Origin of the sequence: Brachybacterium rhamnosum, from assembly GCF_039526185.1 — a bacterium.
In the GTDB taxonomy this organism is placed as follows: domain Bacteria; phylum Actinomycetota; class Actinomycetes; order Actinomycetales; family Dermabacteraceae; genus Brachybacterium; species Brachybacterium rhamnosum.
Genome location: NZ_BAAAIS010000004.1, coordinates 11870 through 27005 on the forward strand (window position 1 = coordinate 11870; position 15136 = coordinate 27005).

Annotated in this window: 18 protein-coding genes; 1 reads left to right on the top strand and 17 read right to left on the bottom strand. The window is 69.2% G+C overall.

Features of this window, described 5'->3' with window-relative positions:
- Positions 1-75: 75 nt before the first annotated feature.
- Both ABD080_RS15195 and ABD080_RS15200 read right to left on the bottom strand, forming a co-directional pair.
- Positions 76-753, bottom strand: coding sequence for a hypothetical protein (locus ABD080_RS15195; RefSeq protein WP_343906157.1), 678 nt, complete (start codon positions 751-753; stop codon positions 76-78).
- Between the two features lie 51 nt (positions 754-804).
- Positions 805-1416, bottom strand: coding sequence for a recombinase family protein (locus ABD080_RS15200; RefSeq protein ID WP_343906159.1), 612 nt, complete (start codon positions 1414-1416; stop codon positions 805-807).
- A gap of 1008 nt (positions 1417-2424) precedes the next feature.
- On the opposite strand from ABD080_RS15200, the gene ABD080_RS15205 reads away from it, so the two are divergent.
- Entirely contained in the window at positions 2425-3477 is a 1053-nt protein-coding gene (locus ABD080_RS15205; protein WP_343906161.1) for a DUF3644 domain-containing protein, read from the top strand.
- Positions 3478-4247: 770 nt separating this feature from the next.
- Here ABD080_RS15205 and ABD080_RS15210 read toward each other — a convergent pair.
- From ABD080_RS15210 to ABD080_RS15280, 15 genes are all read right to left on the bottom strand, one after another.
- Positions 4248-4508: a helix-turn-helix domain-containing protein gene (locus tag ABD080_RS15210; RefSeq protein ID WP_343906163.1), complete on the bottom strand. Its 261-nt coding sequence runs from the start codon at positions 4506-4508 to the stop codon at positions 4248-4250.
- Positions 4505-4918 (bottom strand): thermonuclease family protein, encoded by a 414-nt coding sequence (locus ABD080_RS15215; protein WP_343906165.1) that lies wholly within the window; start codon positions 4916-4918, stop codon positions 4505-4507. The genes ABD080_RS15210 and ABD080_RS15215 overlap by 4 nt, the downstream gene beginning before the upstream one ends.
- Positions 4919-5052: 134 nt before the next feature.
- On the bottom strand, positions 5053-6468 hold the full coding sequence (locus tag ABD080_RS15220; RefSeq protein ID WP_343906167.1) for a MinD/ParA family ATP-binding protein: 1416 nt from the start codon (positions 6466-6468) through the stop codon (positions 5053-5055).
- Entirely contained in the window at positions 6465-6749 is a 285-nt protein-coding gene (locus ABD080_RS15225) for a hypothetical protein (protein ID WP_343906169.1), read from the bottom strand. Before ABD080_RS15225 ends, ABD080_RS15220 begins: the two co-directional genes overlap by 4 nt.
- A 9-nt stretch (positions 6750-6758) precedes the next feature.
- Complete coding sequence (locus ABD080_RS15230; protein ID WP_343906171.1) at positions 6759-7082, bottom strand: DUF2274 domain-containing protein; 324 nt, start codon at positions 7080-7082, stop codon at positions 6759-6761.
- Complete coding sequence (locus ABD080_RS15235; RefSeq protein WP_343906173.1) at positions 7079-7696, bottom strand: AAA family ATPase; 618 nt, start codon at positions 7694-7696, stop codon at positions 7079-7081. Before ABD080_RS15235 ends, ABD080_RS15230 begins: the two co-directional genes overlap by 4 nt.
- Positions 7697-7772: 76 nt before the next feature.
- Entirely contained in the window at positions 7773-8204 is a 432-nt protein-coding gene (locus tag ABD080_RS15240) for a single-stranded DNA-binding protein (RefSeq protein ID WP_343906175.1), read from the bottom strand.
- A 145-nt stretch (positions 8205-8349) separates the two neighbouring features.
- A complete protein-coding gene (locus ABD080_RS15245) occupies positions 8350-8592 on the bottom strand; it encodes a glutaredoxin family protein (protein WP_343906177.1) in 243 nt (80 codons plus the stop codon).
- Positions 8593-8635: 43 nt separating this feature from the next.
- Complete coding sequence (locus ABD080_RS15250; protein WP_343906179.1) at positions 8636-9022, bottom strand: hypothetical protein; 387 nt, start codon at positions 9020-9022, stop codon at positions 8636-8638.
- Positions 9019-9216 carry a type II toxin-antitoxin system HicA family toxin gene (locus tag ABD080_RS15255; RefSeq protein WP_343906181.1) on the bottom strand — a complete coding sequence of 66 codons (198 nt, stop codon included), beginning with the start codon at positions 9214-9216 and terminating at the stop codon, positions 9019-9021. Before ABD080_RS15255 ends, ABD080_RS15250 begins: the two co-directional genes overlap by 4 nt.
- Positions 9217-9784: 568 nt before the next feature.
- Positions 9785-10471: a hypothetical protein gene (locus ABD080_RS15260; protein WP_343906183.1), complete on the bottom strand. Its 687-nt coding sequence runs from the start codon at positions 10469-10471 to the stop codon at positions 9785-9787.
- Between the two features lie 147 nt (positions 10472-10618).
- Positions 10619-10840, bottom strand: coding sequence for a hypothetical protein (locus tag ABD080_RS15265; RefSeq protein ID WP_343906185.1), 222 nt, complete (start codon positions 10838-10840; stop codon positions 10619-10621).
- A gap of 114 nt (positions 10841-10954) precedes the next feature.
- Positions 10955-12253, bottom strand: a complete 1299-nt coding sequence (locus ABD080_RS15270) for a M15 family metallopeptidase (protein WP_343906187.1) — start codon at positions 12251-12253, stop codon at positions 10955-10957.
- Positions 12250-12918, bottom strand: coding sequence for a hypothetical protein (locus tag ABD080_RS15275; protein ID WP_343906189.1), 669 nt, complete (start codon positions 12916-12918; stop codon positions 12250-12252). Before ABD080_RS15275 ends, ABD080_RS15270 begins: the two co-directional genes overlap by 4 nt.
- Positions 12919-12927: 9 nt before the next feature.
- On the bottom strand, positions 12928-15136 hold a 2209-nt coding region (locus tag ABD080_RS15280), incomplete at its 5' end, for a type IV secretion system protein (RefSeq protein ID WP_343906191.1).

A 15136-nucleotide genomic window follows, 5' to 3' on the forward strand; every position in this document is an offset into this window, starting at 1 on the left:
CCAGCTCGGTGAGGACGGCGCCCAGGGGGTAGCTGCTGAGGGTCACGGCCGCACTGTAGGGCCGGGGTCGGACGCTCAGGACTCCTGGCGGGCGGCGATCTGCTGCGCGTGGCGCAAGATCGTGTCGGCGTCGGGTGCGTAGCCCAGGGGGCGCAGTGCCGCGCTCGTCACGCCGTGGCTCTGCATGAGCCGGTTGGCGATCGCGTAGCCCTGGTCATCCCAGACCCGTTCCCCCGTGTCCCACGTCGTGTAGTGCAGCGCCTCCGGGGAAGGCTTCGGGTTGTACGGCACGCCTGCTTCCTCCACGGCGATCACGCGGGCGCGCGGCATGCGAAAGCTGACTCCCTCGCGGTAGTCGGGATCGCGGGTGAGCGGACCCAGCGGCTGCACCCGGTAGAGCGTGCCCCCCTGCTTGCGGGGCGTGTCTCTCCACGGGTTCCGGCCCGGCAACCTCCCGTCCGCAGACAGTGCCATGAGGAAGGCGGCCTGCTTCTCGAGGTCCCAGCCGGCGGCGTAGTCGCGCGCCAGTGTGCGGTCCGTCGTCGCGCAGACGTAGCTGTGGTCGATGTCGGAGAACCACGGATGATCCAGGCGGATGTCGGGCGGCAGCTGGTGCAGCTGCGTCGTCGGCAGTAGCACCGTCCCCACCCTCAGGCCGTCCGGCCCGCCATGCCAGTAGGCGGTCCCCTCCGCCGCCGCTTGCATCTCCTGACGCAGCCGCGCGCGGTCTGCCTTCGCCTTCTTACCGCTCATCTCTCCCTCTCCGTTGGAAGTGCGCCACTGCGCACATGCGCAGTGGCGCATCTACGACTGTAGCGGCGCCTGCTGTCCACCTCGATAGCGGCCGTGCCCAGGGGTTTCCTCGCGGCAGACCCGAGCAACGGTGCTCGCGGACAGCCCCGTGGCTGCCGCGACCTGGCGGTAGGACTTCCCCAGGCCCCGCAGCATGAGCACGGTCTCGTGCTGCTCGGGCGTGACCGTCACGGGCCGGCCCGGGTGGCGGCCCCGCGCTCGCGCGGCCTCCAGGCCGGCGCGAGTTCGCTCGGCGATCCGGTCGCGCTCGCGCTGCGCGAGTGCACCCAGGATCGTCACGCTGAACAGCCCATCGGCCGTGGACGTGTCCACGCGCTCGTAGAGCGATTCCACGGTGATCTTCCGGGAAGCCAGCTCGTCCAGGGTCAGGATGATCCGCGCGGTGCGCCGGGAGAGCCGGTCCAGGTCGGAGATGACCAGGGTGTCCCCTGTGGCGAGCACATCGGTCACCAGATGATCCAGCACGGGGCGGCGCTCGGACGCGCCGGACGCCTTCTCCTTGTGGATGTGCTCGCGGAGCACGCCGCGAGCCTCCAGGGCGTCCAGCTGCCTCTCCAGGGACTGCTCCTCCGTGGAGACCCGGGCGTAGCCGTAGAGCGTCATGGGCGAGCCTCCTGTGCCATAAAGGGTCGATCTGACGGAATTCTGGCACAGATCATTATGGTGCACGGATATGACACACGGCGACCTGCGCGAACGGCTGCCGCCGGCGGCGCCGCGGGGACGGGCCCTCAACGACCGTTTATGGCGCACGGCCAGGTGAAGCGGTGCGGAGACTGGTGCGGTGATCGCTCCCCGCTCTCTCACGAACCGGAGATACTTCGTCAGTGGACATCATTGAGGCTGCGACGAGATATCAGCGCGGGATAGAGCACGCCCAGAACTTGCTGGAGCTACATCGTCGGTCGGGGCAGGGGAAGCGTGGGCGCCGCCGGCTGGAGCACTCCCTGAACAGGGCGGTGGTGGTTACAACGGTCGCCACGTGGCAGGCGACGGTTCAAGACCTCGCTCGCACCATTCTCGACTCCACTCCCCCTTCGCCCGTCGATCCGAACAGGCAGCTGCACCTGATGATTGCGCAAGAGGTGCGAGGCAGGATTGGCAAGTTCAGCACCCCGAATGCTGAGAACAGCCGCGACCTCCTCCGGGCAGCAGGCTTCGATCCTCGACCGCTGTGGACATGGCAGACCCGCCCGGGTCGTTCGGACCCCGGACTCTGGAAGCCCACCGATGTTGAGTCCGGAATCTTCGAGTGGCTGAAGGTACGTCATGCGATTGCGCACGGTGACCCGGAGCTGCCAGCAGTCAGTGTGTTGGAGGTAGTGAGGCGCCCAATCCTGGCCAACAAGGATGGGCGGCCGACACTCCGCCTCCGCGATGCTCAGGCATGTGTTGGGTTCTTCCATCGTCTCGTGGTTGCGACAGGCGACGGAGTCGCAGACCACCTTGGAGTCGCTGCGCCCGCTTGGGAAAGTAAGTCGTCGGACTGATGTGTCGTGTGATCCCCCTGGGGGACGACAAGCGACCGTTTCTGGCGCAGGCTCAGATGCGATGCTTGTGGGAGGAGTGGTCTCACTCCGCCGCGAGATGACCCGCACGGAGGAGGACGGTATGGCACCCCGCCCCCGTTGGTGGCACGCGTTGCAGGCAGCTAAGAACGAGGCTCGACTCGCGGTCGACCTCTATAACCGCCAGGGCAACGAGCGCCAGCTCGAGGCTTTCATTGTGCACATGGCGCTGGCGTGGTTGAAGCTGATGCAGGCCCACACTGAGAAGACTGGCGGGGACCTGTTCGTGCGGAACGAGCGCGGACATCGTGTGCGTAGCGAGGATAGGGAGTGGCAGTACAAGTCCGCGCGGCAGCTGCGACGCGAGCTGCTAGCCGATAACGACCCCCGACGGGTGAACATCGAGTTCTTCACTGGTCTGCGCAACCGAGTCGAGCATCGTCACGAGGGCAACATTGCGGCCCTCGTCGCGGGGCGCACCCAAGCGCATCTGCTGAACTTCGAGGCCACGTTGGTCGAGTGGTTTGGCCCGGACGAAGCCCTGGCGGACGAGCTGCGGTTCCCACTGTTCGTCTCCTCCATCACCCAGGACGCCGTCTCGGCGGTGAAGCGAGTACGTAGCCAAGTGCCGGTCCCGGTGATGGAGTGGATTCAGGACTTCGACGCCGCGATCGATCCCGACGTCGCTCAGGACCAAGCCTTCGACTTCCGCATCTATCTCATCCCGCACAAGGGACCCAAGACCGAGGCGGATGCCGCGATGACCTACGTCAACGCGAGCGAGCTCACCGACGAGCAGAACGCTGTGGTGGACCAGGTGCGCACCATCATCAGGGAGAAGCAGATCCCGGTCGCTGACCTAGGGAGCCTGCTCCCAGGTCAGGTCGTTGAGAGGGTCGCCCCGGCGCTTCGCGAACCATTCACCGTCCACACGCACACGCAGTGTTGGCGGCACTTTCGGGTGCGACCGCCGCGTGGTGCGAGCGACCCCGCTGCTACCCGCGCGGAGTTTTGTCGCTGGAACGCCGCCTTCAAGCGGTACGTCTTCACCGAAGCCTGGGTGAACTTCCTCGTTCGCAAACTCCGTGATCCGGAGGTCTACGCCGAGATAACTGGCGCAGCTCCTCTGATGATCGAGGGCAGCGGCGAGGACTGATGTCGCACCTTTGCCACATCGCTGTCCACAGTCCTGTTAACAGCGGGAGGAGTTGGTGGAGTGGGCGCGCCAGTTGTGGAAGACGCCCGTGGACAGCGGTTCTATCCAGCGAACCTCGCAGGTGACGGCTGGACTCAGGGGGAAGCCCCACTGCGCCACGGCTCGGCACGCCTCGCGGATCGACCCCTGCGGCCGTAGACTGGGCTCCGCCTCGCTTCTGAGGCGTCTCGTTAGGTTCTCGCCGGTTGCTCCGGCGGCCGGCGGGCGCCGCTAACAGGAGAGGGGGTGATGTGGATGCTTGGTTCTCGCGTAAGGCCGGGTCGTCATAGACGTCCGGGCGCAGCAAGAACCACGACCACCGCGCAGGACTGGTTGTTCCTTGGAATGCGGTTGATCGTGGAACTTGTGAAGCTAGGCAACTCCATCGACTGGCCTGGGTGATCGGCATCACCTGGGTAGTCCGTTCAGCGGGTCGCTGACCTACTGAGCGACCGTCGGGTCCAGCGTTCAGTAGCTGCAACTACTGGGGGCTGGGCCCGTCTTTGTGTGTCCAACGTACACCCGTTTGCGGGCCGGCGCCATAACGGCGCCGCTCCGGCGCCGGAGCGGCGCCGGAGCGCAAAACGCTCTGACCAGCAGTGATAGCTGGCCCTGCCGTGCTTATCTCCCGTTCGAGTGACCGTGAAAAACTTGTGTTCGCGCTCACCGGAAGATGCCGGTTCGAGGAACTGTGAACCTCGGCGCCGCTCCGGCGCCGAGAAGCTGACGGGTCATGGAACTGTGGAACTGTCGGCGGAACCCTCATCGTGTGACTGTGAGTCGGCTGGCGCGGTCGCGGCGTAGCAGCGCTGGATGTAGGCCTCGAGCTCGGCGTGCTCGACGCGCCACTGTCCGCGGCCGCCTACCTGGATCGCGCGGAGCTCACCGGAGCGCACGAGCGCGTAGGCCTGGCTGCGGCTGATGGAGAGCACCTCCTGCACGCCCTCCAGGGGCATGAACCTGGGGGCGGGGCTGCTCTCGTTGGCGGTCATCGGCTCTCGTCCAGGTCCGGGCAGTCCGACCACGCGCCGGCGCCGGCGGCGCGGGCGGCCGCGGTGGCGGTCTCGTAGTCGGCCAGACGGTCCGGGTCAGGTGCACTGGAGGGGGCCCAGGCGTAGGCGTAGCCCTCGCTGACGAGCGTGGCGCCGGCATCCCCTGAGTCGGTCTCCACGTAGCGCAGCAGTCGACCGTAGCGGTCCTCCGCGTCGGCGCGGGAGTCGGTGACCAGCTGCACGGCCGTACCCTCGGGCAGTAGTTCGGCCAGCCGGCCGGCGGCCTCCTCTCCCCCGCACTGAGCCGCCTCGCCCTCGTGCTCGACCTCCGGCGTGTTGATCCCGAGCAGCCGCACCCGCACGGTGTCACCGTCCGGGCCGGCAAAGTCGATCGTGTCTCCGTCCACCACATAGTCCACGGTGTACGCAGGCCCTGGACCGGACTCCCCAGCCGCGTCCCCCAGGGGCTCGCACCCGCACGCGAGAGCGAGCACCCCGAGCAGCACCAGGGCCGCTCGGGGCGTCGCTCCACGACGCTGCGGGATCATGCTGCGCCGGCGTCCACGTGCTCACGGAGGCTGCGGGCGACCGCGGCAGCCGCCCGCCGGTACGCGGTGCGCGTCGCATCGCTCAGCGCCGTGGGGTCGATCCGCGCACCCTCCTTCAACGCAGGATCGAACGGGATCGGGATCACGGCCGCCACCTGTGGCTCCAGCTCCGCGGCAATCTCCTGAGCCACGTGCAGGTAGCCCGGGTCCGCGGACTCCGCCGGCTCGAGGTCGTGCAGCAGGACCACGGCCCGGCGCACCAACTCCTGGTGCCCGGTGGCGATCAGGGAGCGCATCATCTTCTGCGCGACCGTGGCACTGTCCCGCCCGGCGGCCACGGGGATCACCAGCTGCTCGGTGTGCTCCAGCGCCTCGGTGAAGTGCGCCGCGCGGATGTTGTTGCCCGTATCCAGCAGGATCAGCCGATAGAACCGCGACAGAATCTCGTGCACCGCACGGAAGTTGTCGGCGCCCACGATGTCCTGGCGAGTGGGGTCCTCGTCGCTGGCCAGCAGGTCAAAATGCGAATCCCCCTGCGGACGCACGTAGGAGTCCAGCGCCCCCAGGCGGATGCCCTCGACGCTGCCGAAGCTCGGTGCGGCCTGCTCGATGAGGTCCACGACCGTGGCGCTGTGCCGGTCCTGCATGCCGCGATCGGACAGGGTGCCCATCGTCTCGTTCGCGTCCCAGGCGACCACGGCGCCGCCGCGGATCGTGCCCAGGGTGTGCCCGAGCATCCATGTAGAGGTGGTCTTGCGACTGCCGCCCTTGGGGTTGGCGATCAGGATCGTGCGCGTGCCGAAGAAGTTGGTCTGGATGAGCATGCGCTCGGCGTGCTCGGCCTCGGCCGCCTCGCGGCGCCGCTGCTCCAGGCGCGTCTCCTGGGCGTGCTGCTCCTGCTCCTCAGCGCGGCGAGCACGGTGCTCCTCGCGCCGGCGCTCCAGCTCCTGCTCCCCCGGTGCCAGACCCAAGCCCAGCTTGTTCAGGCTCGCCCGCCAGCCCTCGGTGGCGGGCTGACGCTCCAGCTCCTCCAGAGCAGGATCAGCCGGCGCCGGAGTCGGCGCCGTCGCAGCTGCTGCGGGCGGGGCCGGTGCAGCCGGCGGGCCCGGCTGCTCCCAGGACGGCGTGGTGATGACCACCGGCTCAGGTGCCGGGGATGCCTCGACGGGGGCGGGCTCCACTCCCCCATCCGGGCCTGCGATCAGGTCATAGGTCCCGCCCGGCTCGGACACCGAGAACCGCACCGGACCGCCGACGCGCTGGGCATGCTGGACAACACTCACCCGCGCCTGCTCACGGCTGGCGGAGATGTCCGGGCCTCCAAGAGGATGGGTCGCTCCCTCGATCGTCACGGTGCCGCGCCCTGCCGCGTCCAGGACGACACTCGCGTGGGTCGTGGCCGGAACGCTCATGACACGGCCCTTACAGCCTGATTGAACTGGAGCAGCAGCCTTCCGCGATCAACCGTGTACGCCTTCTCTTGAGGGATCGGCTTTCGGTTCTCGTCCAGGGCGAGGACGGTGAGCGTCCCCCCTCCCTGGAGGGTGAGCGAGAGGAGGGCGCGGTCATCGAAATCCTTTCGCTTCTCGAGCCTCTTCACGCGCACCTCGGTGATGTGCTGGGGGTTGACCAGCACTTTCTCTTCGTGGTCGTGGTCAACGTCGGCCCGTGTCAGGGTCATGAAGGCGGTCATTGCTGCTCCTTATCTGTTGTCCAGCTCGGTAGCCACGTCATCGGTGATCGTGGCGCGGAGGTCGGGGTCGGTCTCCAGGCGGGCGATGAGTGCGCGCACGACCACGGCGTGCGGCACACGGGCGGCGCCGATCGCGTCGGCGGTCTCGGCGCAGTAGGCCGTGAGTGCCCGGTACAGCTGCGGCTGCACGGTCGTGGTCAGGCGCACCTCCTTCGCGCGCGGGGCGGCTGCTGCTCCCCCGCTCTCGGCGGCCGGCGCCGACTGTCGGGGGGTACGGCTGGTCATCGCGCCGGCGCGGGCGCGCAGGTCGTCGTTCTTCTTGCTCGGGCTCATGCCTGCACCTCCAACGCCAGCACCTCGGAAGCTGCGGCCTCGTAGGGGCCCAGCTCCCGGATCGGAGCGCCGAGCGCCTGCGCGTACGCCTCCCGGCGCGGGATCGTCGTGGCGAGCACGCGGTGCCCGCCCTCCTCGATCGCCTCGCGGTAGATGCCCGTGCTCGACGCGTTGGCGATGGTGCGGGTGAACAGCACCGCGGCCGCGGTGGGCACGTTGCGCAGCGCCTGCACCTCCTCGATCGCAGCCCACACATCGGGCAGCGCCTCCACCTCGTGGGACGTGGGAGCGCACGGCACCACCACCACGTCCGCGGCGCGCAGCGCGCTGTAGACGGTCCCGGCGTTCTCCAGCAGCGGCGGCGTGTCGATGACCACCACATCGGTAGTCGGACGGGCGATCCCCTGCACGCGGGTGTGCAAGTTCTTCACCGGGAGGGCCACGGTCGGGATGTCCCAGCCGGCTGCATCGCTCCAGCGGACGGTGGAGCCCTGCGGATCGGAGTCGATGACCAGCACATCGCTCCCGCTCGCGGCGAAAGCATGGGCGAGGTAGGCGGTCGTCGTGGTCTTGGACGACCCGCCCTTGAGGTTCACTACGGCGACAGTTCTCATGGCTCCATCCTAGTGCGTAGAAGCGCATCAGCGCGGCTGCGCACATGCGCATGTGCGCCGGTGCGCGGCTGCGTAGTCACTCGCTGGCGCCGGTGGCGTAGATGTCCGTGGGCTCGTCGTCCTGCGCGGCGGGCTCCTCGGCGGCGGGCGCGTCCTTCTGGTCCTTGACCACGGCCACGTCCTGTCCGCGAAAGGCCAGGGCGATGGAGTCCGCGCGCACCTCGTGCTGGTGGCGGCTGCCGGTCTCGGACTTCCACTCGGTCACGCGGTAGCGGCCCGCGAACGTAACGCGCACGTTCCCATCGCGCTGCGCGGTCTCGACCAGTCGGCGGGCCTCGTCGCCACTGACGGCCACCTCGTAGGCGATCGCGGGGCCGTCCACCCACTCCCCGCCCTTGTCCTTGTATCGGTCGCTCACGATCACCTTGGCGAAGCAGTACGGACCGTTCTCGCCCTCGCGCAGCGTGGGCGCGGCGGCGAGGTTCCCGGTGCGGCTGATGTAGCTCATGACGTGTGCCCTTCGGTCGACGTGCCGCCCTCGGGGTGAGGCCGGCCACTGCCTACGCTAGTGCGCCGTGGCGCAGATGCGCAAGAGCGCGGCGGCGCAAGTGCGCACTTGCGCGGCAGGGTGCGGCACGGGGGAGAAGTCGGGGTCAGGCTGCCGCGGCAGCCTTGAGGCGGTCTCGGTTGTAGCCGGACCAGTGGTGCTGGCCGGTGCCGTCCTCCACGACCACCACGGGGGCCTGGGAGTAGCCCAGGTCCTCCGTGACGTACTCCAGGGCGGCGGGCTGCTCGGTGAGGTCCACAACGGTGAAGTCCGCTCCCACGGAGCGCAGGGTGCGCTGGGTGGCGTCGCACTGGACGCACTGCGGCTTGCTGTAGACGGTGATACGCATGGGTCCTACCTCCTGCTGATAGGGGAGGGCTGTCCCCTCCGGTTCAGGACGACACGAGCTGCTGCACGCGCTGGTAGCTGATGCCGAGCACTTCGGCGGCCTCGCGGCGGGTGACCTTGTACTCGGTGACGTAGTTCCGTACGGCCTCGGCACGCAGGCGGGCGGCTTCGTGGGTGAGCGCTGCGGCTTCCTCGCCCAGCCGCTCAGCCTTGCTCAGAGTGGCCACTGTGGCCTCGTCTGGCTGCGCGGTGATGGTGACCTCCACGTCGGAGGGGTCGACGTCCAGCCACATCCCGATCAGTTCGCGTGCCACGACGGGCGCCTTGGCCAGGCTCGCGACCTGGCCGAACACCCCCACTTCGGGAACCTCGATCATCCACCACTCCGCCGAGTCCTTGGTGACCACGGCCTCGTAGACCTTCGTGCTCATCGCTCCTCCTTCAGGATGTCCAGGATCTTCCGGTAGACGCCGGGGCTGATCGTGCGGTGCCCTGTCGGGACCGGGATCGAGCGCCCATCCGGGTGTCCCCACGTGGTGTGCGAGCCAGACGGGTTCTTGGTGATGGTGAACCCCGCCTTGCGGAGCATCTTCTCGACCTTGCGGGTGTCCTGTGCAGCAACCATACGGCTAGTCTAGTGCGCCCTGCACACTCATGTCAAGGGGAGACTAGACAAAAGGTGTGGGTTCTGCTGGAAATCCTCGACCTCTGCTGTCCTCGGCCGCCGGCGGAGCCGGCCCTGCCCTTCTCGTCCTTCCTAACCCGGTAGCGCTCTCGGATCATGGCTGTGGACTCAGCGGACCGCCCGTGACCCTGCTGGATCGTGCGGTGATGCTGGTACGTGCCCCAGGCTCGTCGGGGACGCCTGCCAATGCTCCCTCCCTGTCCTTCGAGGGCAAGGGCGCTTGCGCCCGCGGCAGTTGCCCGAGGATCACCGAGGTGTCCTCGGGCATGGAGTAGCCGGCGTCTCGCACTCAAAGGGTGCGAAACGCCGGCTGGGTGCGGGTGTCAGCGACTGAGCGAGTCGGTCTGCTGCCCCTCATGGCTGGCGGGGGAGGGGGTGACGCCTCGTCGGGACGCCCACTTGACCAGCAGTAGTGCGCCAATGACTACTGCAGCAATGGGCGCTCCTGCCAGAAGGAGGATGGGCGCCGCCTCTGCGATAGTGGGGATCAAGAGGCGCGGAGCCTCAGTCAGTTGGTCCATGCCTTCGCTCCCTTGACGAACAGCTGCGCGTATCCGGTCGTGGCGAACGGGCCAGCCGCGATCCGAACACGCATGGATGCCTTCGCCGGCCCGTTGAGGTCGGCAGTCTTCTTGACGATGCCGGTGGTCTCGATCGTGCAGCCCAGGCCGACACAGCCCCAGTTGTACGCGCTCGAAATGTAGCTGTTCCCTCCGTTGACCAGAGTGTAGCTCGCTCGGAACTGCGCGGTGTGGGTGATCACTTCGATCTTGATCAGGCAGTTCGACAGGTGGGACCCGCCCGAGAACGTCGAGGTCTTGCACTGGGTAATGCTCTGCGGGGAGATGCCGCCGGCGGATGACTTCGGGTTCTCCACCGAAGATCGGGCCCGGGAACCGTCCTCGTAGACGCGAATTTCGCTCTCGAACTTCGCCGTGTCGTCCTGGATCGTGGAAACGGGGACCGCGGCAGGATCGAGAGCATCGACTGTCTCTCCCGACTCCAGCTTGTCAATGAGCGCTTCCTGTGTCTGGGCGTCGATCCCGAGATCGTCCATGTTCGCGTGAAGCTCCCCGAGCTGTTCAGCGTTGAACGACGACGGGGTGGTCTCCGCGGTTGCGGGGACCGCGAGACTGAGGGCCGAGAGCGCTGCGACCGCAGCGATGGTGGCGAGCTTGCGTGTACGAACGAGCATGTGGTGACTCCATCAACTCTGAGGGATGTGAAGGACCCGCAGAGAGAGGCGCGCTTCCCCAAGCGACGCGAGCCAACCCCCTACTGGCTGGTCACGAACCTATCAGAGATGTAATGCGGATCACTACAAAGTGCAAAAGTTGCTGGTCTAGCGACCATAGGTGTGCAGTACCGCGTACTCGATGATCTCCACGATGTCCGCGCCGGTCTCCTCGTGCACGCTGTCCACGAGGTCCCGCACGCTCTCCTGGGTGCGCAGGTAGAGCCGGCTGTGGCGGCGCAGCCGCTGGGAGGACAGGGCCGCGAGGCCGGCGCGGGCGTCCTCGGACAGCACCGTGCTGGGGGCGTCGCTCTGGTCCTCGTCGGCCACGGGGGCGCTCCTTGTCGTGGGGTGATCGGGCTGGTGGGGAAGTCTATCGGTGCTGTCTGACGGGACTCGGGAGGCTGCCGCGGGCGCAAGCGCCCTTGCCTTCGGGGGAGGGGGTCAGTAGGCGATCAGGCTGGTGTCGATGTCCTTGTACTCCGAAGCGACCAGCCATGTCCCGTACTCGTAGTGCCAGTCCTCGGGCTTGCGCCCATCGGTGCGGGCCCAGGTCGGGTGCCACCAGCCGTAGCTGGGGCCGTTCTGCTGAATCCAGCGCTTCTCGTCGTAGGTGCCGCGGATGTCGATCGCCAGGCCGAACCCGTGGTTGCTCCAGCCGGGGGTGGCGGCCAGGTAGCCGCGGGTCACCTTGGTCTCCTGCTGCTTGGCGAACGTGCGGTACGTCGAGCTGATCTGGAGGTCGTGGCCGAACTGCTTCTTGAAGTCCTTGTTCATGGCGACATAGGCGGCGACGGCGCGCGGCTGCCCGCGGCCGTCCGCGTCCAGGGCTCCGGGGTAGCTGCACAGGGCACTGTCGGGCACGTCGCCGTTGAGCGTGTTCGGGCCGTACTCGCTGAACTGCGGGGTCTGGTCCGTGCAGCCGGCGGGCATGGGGTAGTGGGGCAGCTGGTCCATGGTCGTCGCGTTCAGGGCCTCGCCGCTGCCGCCGCCGGTGCAGTCGGCGGCGGTGGCGCCGCCGGCGTCGGAGGACTCGCTGACGCTGGCGCCGGCCAGGTGGTCCATGATCGCCTGGGCGTCGCTGACGTGCTCCATGTAGGCGCTGGGGTAGTCGCTGATCTGCACGGCCTGTGCAGCCTCGCCGGGGTCCATGGACTCCCAGCCCTTGAGGTCCACCAGCCCGGGGATGTGGTAGCCGGCGGGGCCGGCGCTGCCGGGGCCGGCGTAGTCGATGTCCACGCCCTGGATGAACGCTGTAGTCGCGTACTGAACGTCCTGCACCTGCTCGAGCGTGCCGTACCAGCCCGGGAGGGTGCGCTGCTGGAAGGGGCCGGCGTCGTTGCCGTTCCCGGTCGGCTGCGTGTTCACGCCCAGCGTGGACTCCTGCATGACGGTGATTAGGGCGATGAGCTGCCCCTGGCGGCCCACGCCCAGCTTGCCGGCGGTGTCCAGGACGATCGCGGCGGTGTCCAGCTGCTCGGCGGTGTAGCCCTGGAAGTCCTTGCCGTCGGTGCCCTCGACGTGCACGCCGGCGCCGCCGGGGGAGCACAGGTCGGCGGTGCTGGAGCTGGTGGCGACGGTGCCGAACATGGCCAGGGCGCCGGCGCCCAGGCAGACCAGCAGCACCAGCAGCGCCGCCAGGGCGGCGGCGAGGATGACTTTCCAGGAGAGGATCGCGCCGGCGCCGCGGATCGCAGCGCCGGCGACCAGGGAGCCGGCGGTGCTGCGGCGCTCGTCGTTCACTCGCCGCCCCCGGATGCCAGGCACTCCAGGCCCGTGAGCGTCCAGCGGGCGGTGCCCTCGTCCCAGGTGGCCTGGGCGCGGACGGTGAGCGGGGTCTGGGCGTTGTTCTTGTCGGTGACCGTGACGGTGAGGTCCCCGCTCCAGGTGGTGCCGCTCTGGGCGGGCTCACCTTCGGGGCGGATGCCGTCAACGCGCAGCGGGGCTGCCTCGGCGGGGAGGCAGGTCAGCATCGGCATGCGGCGGGCGGTGTCGGGGGCGATCTGGTCGGCCAGCTCCTCGCTCCAGGAGGTGTCCTTGGGGTTCTCCCTCGTGGCCCAGCGGGTCACGATCGCCTCCACGCTCGCGTCACCGGGGGGAGGGGTCGCGACGGCCGGCGCGGAGGACTCGTCCTCCGTCGCCGGCGCGCTCGCGTCCTGCTCGCTCGGGGCGGCGGCGCTGGGGGTCGCCACCTCCACACGGGGCTGCTCCACCTCGCGGGGGTTGCGCAGCGTGAAGTAGGCCGCTGCGAGCATGACGACGATCGCGAGCACGAGCACGAGCAGCTGCCCGCCCCGCCGGCGCCGGCGGGGCGTCTGCGGGGCGGGGCTGCGCCGGGGGCGCCGGCCGGGGGTGTCCTCCGGGGTGTCCTGCGTCCACTGCTCGTCCAGGAAGTCGTGCGGGCTCACGGGGTCACCTCACTGGTAGCTCGGGGCCCGGAAGCGGGGCCGGGGGCTGGTGGCGTGCGCAGCGCCGCGGTCGCTCGGGACCGGGCGGCTGCGCGGGGCCGGCGGCTCCGTGGACTGCGCCGTGCTCATGTACTCGGTGCGGCGCGGCATGTGCGGAGCGTGCAGCCGGGGTGCGTCGGGCAGGTCCGGGCGCGTGTAGCGCACCCTCGCCTGCGTCCGGCGTCGCGCCCGGTACGGGGTGGACGGCTCGGCCGGCGCCGGCGCGCTGCTCTCGGGGGAGAGCACCTCGCCGGAGAGCACCTGCTGCGCCCGGCGCGGGTTCACGTCGGCAGCGGGGGAGGTCCGCACGGTCTTGCCGGCGGGCCGCGGCGTCGCCGCCGCCTGGCCGGCCGGGGCCGTGGTCGCCGGGCTGCCGGTGCTGGCGGTCCGCGTGCTGCTGGTCTCGCGCGGGCTGCTGGTGCCGGCGGCGAGCTGGTGCCGGGTCGCGCCGGCGGGCAGCTCGTGCTGCGGGGCGGTGCCCGTGCTCTGGGGCGCCGCGGTGCGCTGCGACTCCAGGGCCGGCGTGGCGCGCAGGTGCATCTGCCCGCTGCGGGAGCGCTCGTCGCGCACGGGTGCAGCCTCCAGCTTGGGGCGCGCGGCCGGCAGTGCTCGGGGCTGCCGCGCCGGCGGCAGCGCCGGCGGTGCGCCCCGGCCCGCGGGCAGCGCCGGCGGGGTGGGGCCCTCGCCGCCGCCGGAGTCCGCGGGCGGCTCCGGGGGAGCGGAGTCGCGCGAGCGGGTCCGGGGGCTGGGCTTGGGTCCGCGGCGTCCGCCCAGGTTCGGCAGGCGCATCATGCTCAGCGCCTTGCGGGCCAGGAGGTACTTCCCGATCCCGCTGCCGCCGTCGCTGCCCACCTGGAAGATCGCCTCCAGGCGGCCGCGCAGCGCGACGCCGGCGACCAGGGCGGTCATGGTCAGCAGCGCACTGAGCATCCATCCCATCTGGGCGGTGGCGGCGAACAGGATCGCGATCAGGGACAGCACTGCGGAGAAGATCGTGAACGCGATCAGCGACATGAGCAGCTGCACCACCACCTGCTTGGCCCAATTGATCACCCAGCGGCGGGGAGCGCCTGGGACGCAGCCCATGGCGAGGAACAGCGGGCCGACGATCAGCAGCAGGTACGTCATGACCAGCGCGTAGGTCGCTGTGAGCGCGGCGAACAGCACGAACAGCGTGAACACGACGGCGACGATCATCCCGATCAGCAGGATGACCACGCGCGCGATCGCGTAGTTCGTGTCCATGCCGCTCAGCCAGGTCTCCGTACTCGAGCCCTTCTGCGCCTTCTTGACGTTCTCGGTGGCGTTCTTCCGATCGTCGCCGGTGGTGGTGATGATGCTGGTGCCGTACTGCTCGCACGCCTCGATGCTGCCCAGCTCAGCCAGGCACCAGGGGGTGACGATCAGGGTCCGCCACATCGCGTCGATGTTCTTGCGAGCGGCGATATCGGAGGGGCTGCCCTCCAGCTCGTCGTCCTCGGGGCTCGCGTAGACAATGGGGGTCTTGCCGTTGACGGTGGCGCCCTGGGACATCGTGGACACGGTGTCCGCGCCGACCACGCGCACGTTCTCCACGCCGCTCACCAGCAGCGGGGCGTGCATCGTGGTGAGGATCAGGGCGGTGCCGGCGACGACCAGCCACAGCAGGTTGCCCACCATGCCCTCGCCGCCCTTGTTGCGGGTGGTGTAGGCGACGATCCCGCCGAGCACGAGCATGCTGGGAAACAGCCAGCCCAGGGTGCCCTCAGCGCTGGCGCCCATCACATTGCCCACGGCGGTGGCCATGCCGTCGATCGTGGTCATGGAGAACAGCCAGCCGGTGACGCTGGCGATCGTCGCACCGAACACCACGAGGATGAACATCAGGCCGTTGGCCAGGGCGCTCAGGGCGCCCAGCAGCGGGTCATTCCAGTTCGCCTCGCTGTGGATGCCGTAGTGCTCCACCCAGATGTACTTCTCCCAGAACAGACGTTCTCCGTCGCCGGACAGGTCAGGGATGAAGAACAGGCCGCCGGGTCCGGTGACGTTGATCGCGTCGTCGGCGTAGGCGACGGGGCCGGTCCAGATGACCCAGCCGATGACCAGCAGCCACCACAGCCGCACCGCCCAGGTGCGGTTGGGACGGGGCAGCGCGGCGGCCAGGTCCTGGCGGCCGGGGATCACGGTGCGCAGCCGGCGC

Excerpts from the sequence above, each read along its gene's own strand:
- ABD080_RS15195 (WP_343906157.1), bottom strand. The coding sequence starts at position 753 with ATGAGCGGTAAGAAGGCGAAGGCAGACCGCGCGCGGCTGCGTCAGGAG.
- ABD080_RS15200 (WP_343906159.1), bottom strand. The coding sequence starts at position 1,416 with ATGACGCTCTACGGCTACGCCCGGGTCTCCACGGAGGAGCAGTCCCTG.
- ABD080_RS15205 (WP_343906161.1), top strand. The coding sequence starts at position 2,425 with ATGGCACCCCGCCCCCGTTGGTGGCACGCGTTGCAGGCAGCTAAGAAC.
- ABD080_RS15210 (WP_343906163.1), bottom strand. The coding sequence starts at position 4,508 with ATGACCGCCAACGAGAGCAGCCCCGCCCCCAGGTTCATGCCCCTGGAG.
- ABD080_RS15220 (WP_343906167.1), bottom strand. The coding sequence starts at position 6,468 with ATGAGCGTTCCGGCCACGACCCACGCGAGTGTCGTCCTGGACGCGGCA.
- ABD080_RS15225 (WP_343906169.1), bottom strand. The coding sequence starts at position 6,749 with ATGACCGCCTTCATGACCCTGACACGGGCCGACGTTGACCACGACCAC.
- ABD080_RS15230 (WP_343906171.1), bottom strand. The coding sequence starts at position 7,082 with ATGAGCCCGAGCAAGAAGAACGACGACCTGCGCGCCCGCGCCGGCGCG.
- ABD080_RS15235 (WP_343906173.1), bottom strand. The coding sequence starts at position 7,696 with ATGAGAACTGTCGCCGTAGTGAACCTCAAGGGCGGGTCGTCCAAGACC.
- ABD080_RS15240 (WP_343906175.1), bottom strand. The coding sequence starts at position 8,204 with ATGAGCTACATCAGCCGCACCGGGAACCTCGCCGCCGCGCCCACGCTG.
- ABD080_RS15245 (WP_343906177.1), bottom strand. The coding sequence starts at position 8,592 with ATGCGTATCACCGTCTACAGCAAGCCGCAGTGCGTCCAGTGCGACGCC.
- ABD080_RS15250 (WP_343906179.1), bottom strand. The coding sequence starts at position 9,022 with ATGAGCACGAAGGTCTACGAGGCCGTGGTCACCAAGGACTCGGCGGAG.
- ABD080_RS15255 (WP_343906181.1), bottom strand. The coding sequence starts at position 9,216 with ATGGTTGCTGCACAGGACACCCGCAAGGTCGAGAAGATGCTCCGCAAG.
- ABD080_RS15260 (WP_343906183.1), bottom strand. The coding sequence starts at position 10,471 with ATGCTCGTTCGTACACGCAAGCTCGCCACCATCGCTGCGGTCGCAGCG.